Source organism: Labrys sp. Lb11 (genome assembly GCF_057554225.1).
Window position 1 is genome coordinate 480,100 of sequence record NZ_BAAJOT010000002.1, and the last position, 14,476, is coordinate 494,575.

Annotated in this window: 15 protein-coding genes; 10 read left to right on the forward strand and 5 right to left on the reverse strand. The window is 69.0% G+C overall.

Annotated features, from left to right (window positions below):
* Positions 1-70: 70 nt before the first annotated feature.
* Positions 71-274: a CsbD family protein gene (locus tag AC27L4_RS07410; RefSeq protein WP_487141446.1), complete on the reverse strand. Its 204-nt coding sequence runs from the start codon at positions 272-274 to the stop codon at positions 71-73.
* A gap of 216 nt (positions 275-490) precedes the next feature.
* Here AC27L4_RS07410 and AC27L4_RS07415 point away from each other — a divergent pair, with 216 nt between their 5' ends.
* The 6 genes from AC27L4_RS07415 (at position 491) to AC27L4_RS07440 (ending at position 5,930) form a co-directional block, all read left to right on the forward strand.
* The gene (locus AC27L4_RS07415) at positions 491-754 is read left to right on the forward strand and encodes a hypothetical protein (RefSeq protein WP_487141447.1); all 264 of its coding nucleotides are present in this window, start codon (positions 491-493) and stop codon (positions 752-754) included.
* Between the two features lie 141 nt (positions 755-895).
* Positions 896-1,675, forward strand: a complete 780-nt coding sequence (locus AC27L4_RS07420; protein ID WP_487141448.1) for an SDR family oxidoreductase — start codon at positions 896-898, stop codon at positions 1,673-1,675.
* Between the two features lie 53 nt (positions 1,676-1,728).
* Positions 1,729-2,403, forward strand: coding sequence for a PAQR family membrane homeostasis protein TrhA (gene trhA / locus AC27L4_RS07425; protein ID WP_487141449.1), 675 nt, complete (start codon positions 1,729-1,731; stop codon positions 2,401-2,403).
* A 124-nt stretch (positions 2,404-2,527) separates the two neighbouring features.
* Positions 2,528-3,655: an extracellular catalytic domain type 1 short-chain-length polyhydroxyalkanoate depolymerase gene (locus AC27L4_RS07430; RefSeq protein WP_487141450.1), complete on the forward strand. Its 1,128-nt coding sequence runs from the start codon at positions 2,528-2,530 to the stop codon at positions 3,653-3,655.
* 171 nt (positions 3,656-3,826) lie between these two features.
* On the forward strand, positions 3,827-4,561 hold the full coding sequence (locus tag AC27L4_RS07435; protein WP_487141451.1) for a CBS domain-containing protein: 735 nt from the start codon (positions 3,827-3,829) through the stop codon (positions 4,559-4,561).
* A 106-nt stretch (positions 4,562-4,667) separates the two neighbouring features.
* The gene (locus AC27L4_RS07440; protein WP_487141452.1) at positions 4,668-5,930 is read left to right on the forward strand and encodes an MgtC/SapB family protein; all 1,263 of its coding nucleotides are present in this window, start codon (positions 4,668-4,670) and stop codon (positions 5,928-5,930) included.
* A gap of 858 nt (positions 5,931-6,788) precedes the next feature.
* On the opposite strand, the gene AC27L4_RS07445 is transcribed toward AC27L4_RS07440, so the two are convergent.
* The 3 genes from AC27L4_RS07445 to AC27L4_RS07455 form a co-directional block, all read right to left on the reverse strand.
* On the reverse strand, positions 6,789-7,763 hold the full coding sequence (locus tag AC27L4_RS07445; RefSeq protein ID WP_487141453.1) for an IS4 family transposase: 975 nt from the start codon (positions 7,761-7,763) through the stop codon (positions 6,789-6,791).
* Between the two features lie 169 nt (positions 7,764-7,932).
* On the reverse strand, positions 7,933-8,130 hold the full coding sequence (locus AC27L4_RS07450; protein WP_487141454.1) for a YgaP family membrane protein: 198 nt from the start codon (positions 8,128-8,130) through the stop codon (positions 7,933-7,935).
* Positions 8,131-8,357: 227 nt separating this feature from the next.
* Positions 8,358-9,194, reverse strand: coding sequence for a universal stress protein (locus AC27L4_RS07455; RefSeq protein ID WP_487141455.1), 837 nt, complete (start codon positions 9,192-9,194; stop codon positions 8,358-8,360).
* Positions 9,195-9,723: 529 nt separating this feature from the next.
* On the opposite strand from AC27L4_RS07455, the gene AC27L4_RS07460 reads away from it, so the two are divergent.
* Positions 9,724-10,242, forward strand: coding sequence for a cytochrome b (locus AC27L4_RS07460; RefSeq protein ID WP_487141456.1), 519 nt, complete (start codon positions 9,724-9,726; stop codon positions 10,240-10,242).
* Positions 10,243-10,286: 44 nt separating this feature from the next.
* Here AC27L4_RS07460 and hemN read toward each other — a convergent pair whose 3' ends face one another.
* Positions 10,287-11,681, reverse strand: coding sequence for an oxygen-independent coproporphyrinogen III oxidase (gene hemN / locus AC27L4_RS07465; RefSeq protein WP_487141457.1), 1,395 nt, complete (start codon positions 11,679-11,681; stop codon positions 10,287-10,289).
* Positions 11,682-11,951: 270 nt separating this feature from the next.
* On the opposite strand from hemN, the gene ccoN reads away from it, so the two are divergent.
* The 3 genes from ccoN to AC27L4_RS07480 are packed head-to-tail and all read left to right on the forward strand — an operon-like array spanning position 11,952 to position 14,474.
* Complete coding sequence (gene ccoN, locus AC27L4_RS07470) at positions 11,952-13,562, forward strand: cytochrome-c oxidase, cbb3-type subunit I (protein ID WP_487141923.1); 1,611 nt, start codon at positions 11,952-11,954, stop codon at positions 13,560-13,562.
* Positions 13,563-13,573: 11 nt separating this feature from the next.
* Positions 13,574-14,308 (forward strand): cytochrome-c oxidase, cbb3-type subunit II, encoded by a 735-nt coding sequence (gene ccoO, locus AC27L4_RS07475; protein WP_487141458.1) that lies wholly within the window; start codon positions 13,574-13,576, stop codon positions 14,306-14,308.
* A gap of 10 nt (positions 14,309-14,318) precedes the next feature.
* The gene (locus AC27L4_RS07480; RefSeq protein WP_487141459.1) at positions 14,319-14,474 is read left to right on the forward strand and encodes a cbb3-type cytochrome c oxidase subunit 3; all 156 of its coding nucleotides are present in this window, start codon (positions 14,319-14,321) and stop codon (positions 14,472-14,474) included.
* Positions 14,475-14,476 lie beyond the last annotated feature (2 nt).

Below are 14,476 nucleotides of genomic sequence, written 5' to 3' on the forward strand. Positions count from 1 at the left end.
CGAGTCTCCGATATGAGTTGGTCGCGTCGAATGCTCGGTCGCGCCCGGCCCGGAGGCCGGGCGCGGACCGTCAGTGCTTCGTTCCGCTCAGCCAGTTGTCGATCTCGCGCTCGGCCTGATCCTTGGCTATGCCGTAGCGTTCCTGGAGCTTTCCGGCAAGCTCCATGCGCTTTCCTTCGATGACATCAAGGTCACTTTCGGTAAGCTTTCCCCACTGAGCTTGAACCTGCCCCTTGAATTGCTTCCAATTCCCTTCGATGCGGTCCCAGTTCATGCATTCCTCCGCATGGATGCCAAGCGGCGTCCATCGCCGCCTCTGCGGGACAACTGGCAGGCGCGGCAAATGTTCCGTCGCGGAGCCCTGCAGAGAGCGGGCGAAGCCGGCGAGCCGCCCTGTGTCAACGCGCACGGCGTCGGACCGGGGCGCGGCTATGCTGGCTTCATCGATCAAGCGCAAGGGCGCGGCGATCAAAACCGAAGGAACAGACCCATGATCCGCAAGTTCGTGCCTGCTACCCTCATCGCCGCCACCCTCGCCGGCGCGGCCCTCCTCTCCACCTCCTCCGCCCAGGCCGGCGGCTACGGTTACGGCGGCGGCTACGGCTATGGCGGCGGCTACAGCTACGGCTATCAGCCCTCCTACAGCTACAGCCCGAGCTACACCTATTACCAGCCGACCTGCTTCTACAAGAAGCAGCGCGTCTACGACGATTACGGCTACTACCGCTACGTTCAGGTTCGCGTCTGCCGCTGATCCCCCCTTGTCCCTCCCGAAGCCCCGCCCATGGCGGGGCTTCGTCGTTTTGGGCCATGCCGTGCCGTCCCTGGTTGAGCCCGGCGCCGCATCCGCCGATAGTGGCCGGCGGATTTGCATTTGACGCAACGCGAGGGTGCCATGGATCTAGGATTGAAAGGGCGCACGGCGCTGGTGTGCGCCTCCAGCAGGGGGCTGGGACGCGCCTGCGCGACGGAGCTGGCCCGCGCCGGCTGCACCGTCGTGATCAACGGCCGCGACGCGGCGGCGTTGGAGGCGACCGCCGCCGACATCCGGCGCGACACCGGGGCGACGATCATCCCGGTGATCGCCGACGTCGCCGCCCGCGCGGGCCAGGACGCCCTCCTCGGCGCCGTGCCGCAGCTCGACATCCTCGTCACCAACAATGGCGGGCCGCCCTATCGCGACTTCCGCGCCGTCGACCGCGAGGCCATGCTCGCCGGCGTCGTCGGCAACATGGTCGCGCCGATCGAGCTCATCCAGCGCGTGGTCGACGGCATGGTCGAGCGCCGCTTCGGGCGCATCGTCAACATCACCTCCGGATCGGTGAAGATGCCGCTGGCCGGCCTCGATCTCTCCAGCGGGGCCCGCGCCGGCCTGACCGGCTTCCTGGCGGGTGTGGCGCGCTCGGTCGCCCACGCCAACGTCACCATCAACTTCCTGCTGCCCGGCTCGTTCGACACCCGCCGGCTGCAGGCCGGCCTGGAGCGCCAAGCCGGCAGCCGCGGCGTCGACATCGCCACGGTGCGGCAGGAGGAGGAAGCCTCGATCCCGGCGCGGCGCATCGGCACGCCGGAGGAGTTCGGCGCGGCCTGCGCCTTCCTCTGCTCGGCCCGGGCCGGCTACATCACCGGCCAGAGCCTGCTGATCGACGGCGGCGCCTATCCCGGGGTGCTGTAGCCCCGTCACGGAGAAGCCCCAATCGGCTGCGAGCATCCGGCTGGGAAGACTGCATGATCGACGAAGACGGAAAGCCGTTGCGGCTGGACTGGTCGTTCAGCCGCGCCGAACTGATCGCGGACGGGGTCGTCCATGTCCTCGGCAGCACGTTCGCGCTCGCCGCCGGAGTGACCCTGGTCGTGCTGTGCGCCCTGTTCGCCGGCGGCGCCTCGCTGGCCGCAGCGACCGTCTATGCCGCCAGCCTGATGGCCGCCTTCGGCGTGTCGGCCGCCTACAACATCTGGCCGATCTCGCGGACCAAGTGGTTGTTGCGGCGTTTCGACCACGCGACCATTTTCCTGCTGATCGCCGGCACCTACACGCCTTTCCTGATGCAGGTGCCGGACCGGCTGGTGTCGATCGGCCTGCTCGCCGGCGTGTGGCTGGTGGCCCTGGCCGGCATGGTGCTCAAGCTCGGCTTTCCCGGCCATCTCGACCGCCTGTCGATCGGCCTCTATCTCGCCCTCGGCTGGAGCGGCCTGCTGGCGGCGAACGCGGTCGCCGCCGCCCTCCCCGTCCCGACGCTCCGGCTGATCTGCATCGGCGGCATCCTCTATTCCGTCGGCGTCATCTTCCACATCTGGGAAAGGCTGCGCTTCAACACCGCCATCTGGCACGGCTTCGTGCTCGCTGCGGCAGGATGCCACTATGGCGCCGTCGTCGAAAGCCTTGTCAGGGCAGGGTCTTAGGCGACACGGCCTCTGCCGGCCATCCCGCTTTTTGATGCACCGCACCTTGGATTGCTGCATCGCAGCAATTATGTAGGAACCTACCTGTCGGCCGGTCCCCGGCCGCGATCCAGGGAGATGTCCCGTGGCCAATCTGAACCAGACCTTCGCCGATCTCGACCTGCTCAAGCGCCAATGGCGCCGGGCACTGCCCGGGAGCGCCCCCGCCAGGAAACACTCGGGCCGCCTGGTCGAGATCGCCGAGTTCGGGCCTGATCCGGGCAATCTGCGCATGTTCGCCCATGTTCCGCCGAAGCTCGCCGCGCCGAAGGCGCTGGTGGTGGTGCTGCACGGCTGCACCCAGACGGCGGCGGGCTACGACCACGGCGCCGGCTGGTCGGCCCTGGCCGATCGCTACGGCTTCTGCGTGCTGTTCCCGGAGCAGCGCGCCGTCAACAATCCCAAGCTCTGCTTCAATTGGTTCGCCGCCGGCGACACGACGCGCGGCCAGGGCGAAGTCCGTTCGATCCGCTCGATGGTGGAAGCGATGGTGCGGGCACACGATATCGACCGCGACCGCATCTTCATCACCGGCCTGTCGGCCGGAGGCGCCATGACTGCGGCCATGCTCGCGACCTATCCCGAGGTCTTCGCCGCCGGTGCCATCATCGCCGGCCTGCCCTACGGCACGGCGACGACCGTCCAGGATGCGCTCGCAGCGATGCTGCAGGGCCAGTCGAGGCCGGCGCAGGACTGGGGCGACCGCGTGCGCGCCGCCTCCGCCCATCGCGGCCCCTGGCCGCGCATCGCGATATGGCACGGCGAAGCCGACACCGTCGTCACCCCCGGCAATGCCGGCGAGCTCGTCAAGCAATGGCTCGACGTGCACGGGATCGACGAGGACCGGCCTGTCGAAAGCCGGTTGCGCGGCGCCAGGCGGCGCAGTTGGTCCGGGGCCCGAGGCGTCGCGGTCGAGGAACTGACCGTTCCCGGCCTCGGCCACGGCACGCCCCTGCGCACGTCGGGCACGGGCGAGGACATCTGCGGCCACCCCGGGCCGTTCTTCCTGGAGGCCGGCGTCTCCTCCACCTTCGCCATCGCCGAAGCCTGGGGCCTGACCAGGCACCGCATGCCGCGCAGCGAAAGCGCCCGCGAGGAAGCCGACGCCGAGGAGCCTCGGCCCCGCGCCTCCGCCCCGCACCATGCCGGCGACATCGCCGCCACCATCCGCAAGGCCTTCGCGGCCGCCGGCCTGACACGGCCGGGGCAGTGACCCGGCAGGCGCGGCGGCCCCGAGGATGGGTCGCTCGTGTCGCCGGGAGCCCTCCCCTTACATCCCGGATGTCCGACGCGCCGTCGCTTGCGGCAGGTCAATGACGTCGCTCCCGGTTGGTGGCAATCTACCGTCCGGAGCGGATCGACGCTCTTCGGACCGGAGCATCTCATGCGCGTCAAGGACATCATGTCGAAGACGGTGATCACCGTCGCTCCGACGGCCACCATCACATCGGCGATCAGCCTGCTGATCGGTGCCAGGGTCAGCGGGTTGCCGGTCGTCGACGAGACCGGCACGCTGGTCGGGGTGCTGAGCGAGAGCGACCTGCTGCGCCGCGCCGAGGTCGGCACGCAGCGGCGCCGGCCGCGCTGGCTGGAATGGCTGGTCGAGCCCGGGCATCTCGCCGCCGAATATTCCCGGGCGCACGGCCGCCTCGTCGGCGACGTCATGACCACCGAGCCCGTCACCATCGCCGAGGACGCCAGCCTCGAGGAGGCCGTCGCGGCCATGGAGCACCATTCGGTCAAGCGGCTGCCGGTTACCCATGAGGGCAAGCTCGTCGGCATCCTCACCCGCGCCGACGTGATCCGCGGCCTGGTCGGCTATGTCGGCCCGGCCTATGAGGAGCAGGCGACCAGCGACGCCGAGATCCGGCGCCGCCTGCTCACCGAGCTCGCCAGCCAGCCCTGGGCGCCGAAGGCCGCCGTCGAGGTCGAGGTCGAGAACGGCGTCGTGCATCTCTATGGCGCGGTCTTCGACGATCGCGAACGGGGCGCCCTGCGGGTCGCTGCCGAGAACATTCCGGGCGTGCAGCGTGTCGAGGACCACCTCGCCCTGGTCGACGCCATCACGGGCTTGCGGATCTCCGCGCCCGACGAGGACGGCAAAAGCCGGACGGCCTGAGCCGGCGCGACGCCGCCGCCAAGGCCCCTCTTCCCACCGGAAGAGGGGCCTTGCGCGTTGTCGGCGCTGCCTGCCCCGCCCCATTGCCTCGAACCGCCTGCACGCCATGGATGCCGACCTGACCTTCCGGCTCGCTCTCGCCCTGGCCATCGGCCTGGTGGTCGGCGTGGAGCGCGGCTGGCGCGAACGCGACGCCGAGCCCGGCAGCCGTACCGCCGGCATCCGCACCTACACCCTGTCCGGCCTGCTCGGCGGCGTGTTCGGCGCGTTGGCAGTTGCGGCCGCCGCGCCGCTGCTGATCGGTCTCGGCTTCGCCGGTTTCATCGCGGTGTTCGCCTGGTTCAAGCATGCGGAGGCCGCGCACGATCGCGATTTCAGCGTCACCGGCGTCATCGCCGCCATGCTCGTCTTCGGCCTGGGCGCCTTCGCCGTGGTCGGCGACCATCGGCTGGCGGCTGCGGGCGGCATCGTCACCGCCGGCGTCCTCGCCAGCCGGGAGCATGTCCACGGCCTGATCACACGCATCACCTGGCTCGAGATCCGCTCGGCCCTGCTGCTGCTCGGCATGACCACCATCGTGCTGCCGCTGCTGCCCGACCGCGCCCTTGATCCGTTCGGAGCCGTCAATCCGCGTGAGATCTGGCTGTTCACCATCCTGGTCGCCGGGCTCTCCTATGCCGGCTACCTCGCCATGCGCATGCTCGGCCCGGCCCGGGGCACGCTCGTCACCGGCCTCACCGGCGGGCTGGTCTCCTCCACCGCGGTGACCGTCGCCTTCGCCCGGCGCGCCGCCGGCGGGGAAGAGGCGGGCACGCTCGCTGCCGGCGCGGCCACGGCCGCCGCTGTGTCGCTGCTGCGCGTGCTCGTCATCACCGCGACGATCCAGCCGGCCCTGGCTGCCTTCGTCGCGCCCCCGGCCGTCGCGGCCGCAGCGGTCTTCCTCGCTCCCGCCCTGGTCGCGCTCTTTCGGCGCAGCAGCGGCGGCGACGGCGAGACCAGCCTGAGAAACCCGTTCGAGATCCTCCCGGTCCTGGGCTTCGCCCTGCTGCTCGCCGTGATCTGGCTGGCCGCGGCCTGGGTGAACCAGCGCTTCGGCAGCGCCGGCCTCTACCCCGTCGCCCTGATTTCGGGCCTGGTCGACGTCGACGCCATAGCGGTGTCCACGGCCCGCCTGGCCGGCGGCACCATCTCTGCCGAAACGGCCGCCATCGCCATCCTCCTCGCCCTGGCTGCGAACGCGGTGGCCCGGGCCGCCTATGCCGGCCTGCTCGAACGCGGGCGCTTCGCCCTGCAACTGGCCGTCGTCACTCTCGCCGCCTTCGCCGCCGGCGCGGCAGCCGCAGCGTTCAGGGCCGTGGCCGCAGCCTGATCGGTTCGGCGGCGCGACGTGCCCGGCACTCCATCGGGTGGCCCAGCAGGCCCGCAGCCCACGGGACCACATGACCTCCCTCGCCGGAGCTTGCCTCGTCCATCCCGACACCGAGGAGGATCCGGTTTGTCTCGAGACCCGAGCCGGCCACACCGCCCGACAGAGAGCGCCGCAACAGCGCCTCCTCCATCGAGGTCGTGGCTGAGACCTCCGGGACGTGTACGGCTCAGACTCCTCCAGGCGATTTGAGGTGTGACGCCCTGCGTGCCGGTAGAAGGCGGCATGGAGCGCCGGACGCGGGCGTCCCTCGTTTCCGGGCCGTAATGCGCCATGACCTGATCGAGCCGGACGATGCGGGCGATCGAGGCCCTCAGCGCCATATCGGCCGCGTCATGGCCGTCTTGGCGGAAGCCACCAAAAAAAGGCCAAGGGCCAGTGCCGACAGTGTGGCGACGACCGCCGTAGCCAGTTTGATCGCGTCCCTGGAGTCCGGGCTCAGATGATGCTTCGATAGAGCAGCGCCGAGCGCTGCGCCGAGAATGGCGCCGCCAAGACGGCAAGAGGGCTCGTAGCGTCAGTCTCTGCGGCTTGTTTCAGACCGAAAGACGAACGGGCCGAAACGGCTCCGAACCCTATGTTTCGGCAGCAGGAAAGCGATATCCCACTGCGCGCCCAAGCGCCCGTCGACCCGCCATCGCACGGCGCCGCCGCCCAGTATCGGGCGCGCGCAAAAGACCTGACGGGCAGCTTGCGAATGGACCGTGCCGTGATCTTTGGCTTGTCTTAGGGGCCGTTCGCGAACAAGTGAGTCAACGTGGGCGTCATGGCCGGATCAGGTCCACGGGTGTCCGGCACGGTTTATGCTGTCATGCGGCCAGCGCCTGACCGGGTGCCCCCGGCGCGCTGTGCCCGCCGTCGCCATGCGGCCCGGGTGGCGGCCTCGCCGAACTCGAAGCAGGTCTGGCGCGGGAGCCGAGGGGAGGGTGGTGCGTGCAGCAGGGCCGGCACGGGGCGCCGGTGCATGAGGTTGGTGCGGATGAGCCGGGTAAAGGTGAGCGGGCTCCTGATGATCTTGTTGGCGTCATGGGCCAGGCGCAGCAGGACAAAAGCAATGAGCGCGACCGTGATCTGAAGGCGCACGGCGTTTTCTGATTTTCCCAGAAATTTCTTGATCTTCAGGGTCTGCTTAACCCGCCGGAAAAACAGTTCGATTTCCCAGCGCCGTTTGTACAGATCGGCGATCTCCTGGGCGTTCGCCTCCAGGTCGGTGGTGAAGAGGCGCAGCACCTTGCCGGTCTCGATCCTGACCGTGATGTCCCGGACGAGATCCGACATCGGGTTCTTGCGACTATAGGCGAGACACCGGGGCAGATAGCCGGTGCGATCGCTCAGGATCGCCGAGCCTGTCGGCACCGGCCGCTCCTCCTCGACCGTGAAGGGCGCGTTGGTCTTGAGGCGGGTGACGACACGGCCGCCGGCCGCCGCCAGGCTCGCCCACCAGCGATAGTCGTAGTAGCCCAAGTCGAAGACATAGGTCGCGCCCGGCTCGATCGGCATCTGCCGGGCGGCGGTGATGTCGTTGACGTTGGCGCCCGTCACCATGAGGTAGAGCGGCTGGTTGGCGTCAGGATCGTAGACGATCTGCGCCTTGGCGCCGTACACGCCCGCCGAAAACTGCGCCCACGGCCCGCTCCACCGACTCAGGCGCATGCTGGTGGAATCGATCAGGCGCACGCAATCGCCGATCTTGCGGCGATAACCGGCCTGCAGTTGCGCCATCACCGCCGCCAGCAGGCCGGCGAAGACAAAGCGTGCCGGACACCCGTGGATCAAGTCCGGCCATGACGGCTGGGAGGGAGCGCCCTACGAGTAACGCAGCACTTGTTCGCAAACGGCCCCTTAGTGGACCAGCGATCCTGCCGCCGATCGGGCCGGCGTAGAAATCCCGCAGAAGCCCAAGACGCCCGGGTCCGGGACCGCGCGGCAATCCAGGAAACGTCGCTCAGCGGCGGGTCGACACCTCAAGGAGCGAATAGAGCGGGCAGATGCCGGTAACGGCCGTGGCCAGCAGCGCGAATCCGGCATAGCCGGCCCAGTTGAAGCCGGTCTCGCCGTACAGGCCGAAGAGCAGCCCGAGCAGGCCGAGTCCCAGCACGATGCGGACGGCGCGATCGGCGAGCCCGACATTGACTTCGAACATCTCCTCTCTCCATGCCTGCCGCACCGCACGCCTCGGGAGGGCACGGCCCGGACGCGCCCAACGTTGGATCCCGGCGCGTCCGGGCCGGCCTCGTCCGCCCTCCCGAACGGACGAGCCCCTCCCCTGGGCGGAGCAAGGGATGCCTCCGTGGAGACACCGCTTGCTCGAAGACCTTGTTTCGACGAGCCCTTGCGATTTGACGCGGATCCGTCAGATCGCCGGACGCTTCAGGACGAGAGCAGCACCGGCAGCGTGGCGCCGGTGATCACGTCGTGCGTCACCCCTCCCAGCAGCATCTGCTTCCACCGGGCATTGCCGTAGCCACCCATGACCAGCAGGTCCGCCCCCTCCAGCGTGGCATGGGCAAGCAGGGCCGCGGCGATGTCGCCTCCGACCGGCGCCAGCTCCGTCGTCTTCACCGCCCGGCAATGGCGGGCGAGATGCTCGGCGATCTCGACGCCGGCCAGCACCTTGGTCCGGTTCGGGTCGTCCTTGACGCAGACGACGTCGACGCTGGCTGCCTCGGCCAGGAATCCCATGGCATCGCCGACGGCCCGCGCCGCCTTGGCGCTGCCGTCCCAGCCGACCACCACGGTTCTGAAGGTCGCCGGCCCGTCCCATTCCGGCGGCACGATGATCACCGGGCGGCCCGAGGTGAACAGCAGGTCCTCGGCCATGTCCTGCTCCGACGGGCTGATCTCGGGCGAGCGCGTCACCACCACGAGGTCGCTGGCACGGCTGAGCTGCACCAGGCGATCCCGCGCGGTGAGATAGTCGTTCTGGACGATCTCGATGCGGACGGGGACGCCGGCGAGCGAGGCCGCCCGTGTCAGGCCGGTGGCGAGATGCTCCGCACGCTGGTGGCGCTCGTGGTTCGCCGCCTGCAGCATGCCGGCGACGCCGGGCACGGCCAGGCTGCCGGCGGCGACGAACCTGGGAACGCCGAGGCCGACCGAGAGGCTCGCGCCCCGACGGGCGGCTAGATCGACCGCGTAATCCAGGGCCTTCTGCGAAACCTCATCCTCCTCGACGACGAGGCCGAGAAACATGCTCCTGATCGACATCACGTCTCCGTCCTTTCCCAGTGTGCCGCCTTCTCTCGCCCGCAGCGCGCGCCGCCGCATTGATCTGGATCAGCTTCCCCCTGCGCCGCGCAGACGCTCCCGAATACCTCTCCCGAGTATAGCGAGAGGAATTTCCAGTTCCCCGAGGAGCCCTCCACGGCGCCAAGATAGGGGCGAACCATGTCACTCCTGGGAAAGGCGCCTCCCTCTCCACCGTCATGGCCTGACTTGATCCGGCCGAGACGCCACCGAACGGCTGAGCCCCTTTCTCCGACGATCGTGTATCTCCGCGATTATGGGGATCACCCCGACGACATTCACGCTCGTCAGACTGCGACGAAAGGACCCGCGATGCCGGTCGCTACAACTGGGGGCTCGACCGGCCACAGACGGCGCGGACGTTGCGGCCGGCGGCGGGCTGATCGCAAATCTCCCGTTCGAGACGGGCGCCGCGCCGAAGATCGGGTTAAGATAGGCAATCGCCTGCGTCGCCTGTCGGGCAATGCGGCCTCCCAAGGACAATCTCGCCATGTCCCAGCCCCCTGTCCGCTATTCGAAGAGCATGGTCCTCCTCCATTGGCTGACCGCCCTGCTCGTCCTCGGCGCCTGGCTGACCTCGGAAGGCGGCCGGCACGTGGTCGAGAACCCGCCCCTGCTGCACTTCTCGCTGGGGCTCGCGGTGCTCGTGCTCGTCCTGCCCCGGCTGATCCTGCGGCTCACGGGAGGAGGGCTCTCGGGTGAGGACGGGCAGAGCGGATGGCTCGCCCTCGCCGCCAGGGCCGGCCATGCCGTGCTCTACCTCCTCCTGATCGCGCTGCCGCTCACCGGCTGGTACGCCGCTTCACGCCTCGGCGTCCCGGTTTCCGTCTTCGGCCTGCCCTTGCCGGCCATCGCCGATCCGGTCCAGGGGCCTCCCGGCCTGATCGCCGAGCTTCATGAGAATGCCGGCACCGTCATCCTCTACCTCGCCGGCCTGCATGCCTTGATGGCGATCTGGCACCAGTTCGTCCTGCGCGACGGCACGCTCCGGCGCATGAGCCTTCGCTGACGCAGGCCGCGGGGGTCGCGCCCGCCGGCGTTCGAGAGCAGCCTTCAGATCGCCGTCCCGTGCCGGGCGGCGCCGGGATCGAGATAGCGGTCGAACACCGCGCAGATCGAGCGCACGAACGGGCGGCCGAGCCGCGTCACGACGAGATGGCTGTCGCGCCGTTCGATCAGGCCGTCCTCCTCGAAACCGCACAGGCGGACGAGGTCCGGCAGGATACCGTCGACATGGGTGTCGTGACGCCCGGCGACCTCGGCCAGATCCACGGCGAAATCGCACATCAGCCGGGCGATGATCTCGGCGCGGAAGCGGTCGTCGGCAGTGAGGACGATGCCGCGCCCCACGGGCAGGCGCCCCGCCTCCACCGCCGCCCGCCAGTCCGGCACCTTCGCGGCATTCTGGACGTAGCGCCCGGGCAGGCGGCCGATCGCCGAGGTGCCGAAGCCGATCAGCGTCTCGGCATCGTCGGTGGTGTAGCCCTGGAAGTTGCGCCGGACGTCGCCGCGCACCAGGGCCTTCGCCAGCGGGTCGTCGGACCGGGCGAAGTGGTCGAGGCCGATGCGGACATAGCCGCGCTCCTCCAGCATGTCGGCGGCGACCGCCTGCTGCCGGAAGCGCTCGACCGTGCCCGGCAGCGTGCCGCCCGGGATCAGCGCCTGATGCGGCTTCATCCACGGCACATGGGCATAGCCGAACAGCGCGATCCGGTCGGGCGCCAGCGCCATCACCGCATCGACGGTGGCGCGCAGGCCCGCGGCGGTCTGCTGCGGCAGGCCGTACATCAGGTCGAGATTGACCGAGCCGATGCCGGCCCGCCGCAGCATCTCGACGGCGGCGGCGGTCGTGGCGAAGGGCTGCCAGCGGTTGATGGCGCGCTGGACGACGGGATCGACATCCTGGACGCCGAGGCTGACCCGGTTGACCCCGAGCGCTACGGCCCTTTCCACCCAGTCCGGCGCCAGGCCGCGCGGGTCGCACTCGACGGCGAACTCGGCGCTCGGCTGCGGGCGGAAGCGATGCTGTAGCTTCTCGACGACGCGGACGAAATCGGCGAGTGCAAGAATGTTCGGCGTGCCCCCGCCGAAATGAATGGCGCCGGCCTTGACCGGCCGGTCGATCGCATCGGCCACCAGGTCGATCTCGGCGAGCAGCGTCGCGACATAGTCGGCGACCGGATCGTAGCGGCGGACGGCCGTCGTGTGGCAGCCGCAATACCAGCACAGCCGCTCGCAGAACGGGACATGGACGTAGAGCGACACCGCCTCGACCCCGTCGAGCTCGCCCAGCCATTGCCGGTACTGCCGCTCGCCGACGCCGGCATGGAAATGCGGCGCCGTGGGATAGCTGGTGTAGCGCGGCACCCGCTGGTCGTAGCGGACGACGAGCTCGGCGGCCGGCGGGGCCTCCCGGCTGAGGCAGGCGGCCTTGAGGGTACTGGGCATGGGCGCGGGCAATCCTCGATCTGCATTCCGGCTAGCCCCCGTCCGCCCACGGCGCCTTGATCTCGCTCAATCGGGCGCGGCCGCCCGCCCCGGACACGCTTGATGCAAATCAATGTGGCCCGGCATGCCCGCCGCTACCCCCCTGGGGCAGACCGCGACCGCCGGGGACGATCCGCGCCCCGGCGGCGCAGAGGACGGGACAATCCGATGATCGAGGCGACCACCCTTCGCAAGACCATGACGCCCGGGGAGCTGGGGCTCATCGCCGCCATGGGCGGCCTGTTCGCCCTCTCGCTTCTGGTTGCCGGCAAGGCTAACACCACCGCCTACAGCTTCCATGCCCTGCTCTTCGCCGCCGGGAGCCTGGCGGCGATCTTCGCCGTGACGAACCGGTACCTGGAGCGCCCGGCCGCGCTGCCGCCGCTGACCATCGGCGGCAAGCCCAACTACAACGTGGCGCCGGTCAAGTTCGCGACGGTGGCCTCGGTGGTATGGGGGCTCGCCGGCCTGGCGGTCGGCGTCTGGATCGCGCTCGACCTCGCCTTCCCCGTCTTCAACCTGTCGGGCCTGCCTTGGTTCAGCTTCGGGCGGATGCGCCCGCTGCACACCTCGGCGGTGATCTTCGCCTTCGGCGGCAACGTGCTGATCGCGACCTCCCTCTACGTGGTGCAGCGCACCTGCCGGGCACGCCTGGCCGGCGATCTCGCGCCCTGGTTCGTCGTGCTCGGCTACAACTTCTTCATCGTCATCGCCGGCACCGGCTATCTCCTCGGCATCACCGACGGCAAGGAGTACGCCGAACCCGGCTGGTACGCCGACCTGTGGCTGACCGTGGTCTGGGTCGTCTACTTCCTGGTGTTCCTCGGCACCATCATCCGCCGCACCGAGCCGCACATCTACGTGGCGAACTGGTTCTACCTCGCCTTCATCGTCACCATCGCGGTGCTGCACCTGTTCAACAACGCAGCCGTGCCGGTCTCGCTGTTCTCGTCCAAGTCCTACATCGTCTGGTCAGGCGTGCAGGACGCCATGGTGCAGTGGTGGTACGGCCACAACGCCGTCGGCTTCTTCCTCACCGCCGGCTTCCTGGCCATCATGTACTACTTCGTGCCCAAACGGGCCGACCGCCCGATCTATTCCTACCGGCTGTCGATCATCCACTTCTGGGCGCTGATCTTCCTCTACATCTGGGCCGGCCCGCACCATCTGCACTACACCGCCCTACCCGACTGGGCCCAGACGCTCGGGATGACCTTCTCGATCATGCTGTGGATGCCCTCCTGGGGCGGCATGATCAACGGCCTCATGACCCTGTCGGGCGCCTGGGACAAGCTGCGCACCGACCCGGTGCTGCGCATGCTGGTGGTCTCGATCGCCTTCTACGGCATGTCGACCTTCGAGGGGCCGATGATGTCGGTGCGCGAGGTCAACGCCCTGTCGCACTACACCGACTGGACCATCGGCCACGTCCATTCCGGCGCCCTCGGCTGGGTCGCCTACGTCTCCTACGGCGCGCTCTATTGCCTGGTGCCCTGGCTATGGAACCGCAAGGGGCTGTGGTCGCTGAAACTGGTCAACTGGCACTTCTGGGTCTCGACGCTCGGCATCGTCCTCTACATCACCTCGATGTGGGTGGCCGGCATCCTCCAGGGCCTGATGTGGCGCGCCTACACCGCGCTCGGCTTCCTCGAATACTCCTTCGTCGAGTCGGTCGAGGCCATGCACCCCTTCTACGTCATCCGCGCCCTGGGCGGGATCCTGTTCCTCGCCGGCGCCGTCCTGATGGCCTTCAACCTCTGGAAGACCGTGACCTCGGTGGAGGCGGTCGATGCGGCCGTCGCAGGCGAGCCCCTGGTCCCCGCCCTCGTGCCCGCCGAATAAGGAATCCGTCGATGTCGCTGTGGAACCGCCACAAGATCTTCGAGACCAACTCCATTCTGCTCGTGCTCGGCATCCTGGTGGTGATCGCCATCGGCGGCGTCGTCGAGGCCGTGCCGCTGTTCTACCTCAAGAGCACGATCGAGAAGGTCGACGGCGTCCGGCCCTACACGCCGCTCGAGCTCGCCGGCCGCGGGGTCTATGTCCGCGAAGGCTGCTATCTCTGCCATTCGCAGATGATCCGCCCGCTGCGCGACGAGGTCGAGCGCTACGGCCCCTACTCGCTCGCGGCCGAGAGCCAGTACGACCATCCGTTCCAGTGGGGATCGAAGCGCACCGGCCCGGATCTGGCCCGGGTCGGCGGCAAGTACTCGGACGAATGGCACCGGGCCCACCTGGCTGCCCCGCGCTCCGTCGTGCCCGCCTCGATCATGCCGGATTATCCGGCCCTGCAGGACAACCCCATCGACGCCCGCCAGATCGCCGACGAGATGCGCACTCTCGCCCTGCTCGGCACGCCCTACACGCCCGAGATGATCGGCAAGGCCGCCGACGACATCGCCACCCAGGCGACGACGGACGCCGCCGACGCCGACGGCCTGGCCAGCCGCTACCCCAAGGCCCAGTCGCGCGATTTCGACGGCAACCCCGGCCGGGTCACCGAGGCCGACGCGCTCATCGCCTATCTGCAGATGCTCGGCACGTTGGTCGACTTCAAGCACTACGACGATAAGGCCAACCTGCGCTGAGGATCATTCCATGCCCGCTTCCTACAAGGCCGTGGCCGAGTTCGCCCAGACCTGGGGCCTCCTCTACTTCGTCCTGATCTTCCTCGGCGTGCTCGTCTACGCGCTCGCCCCCTCCCGCAAGGCCAAGTTCGACGCGGCCTCGCGCATTCCGCTCCGCGAGGACTGACC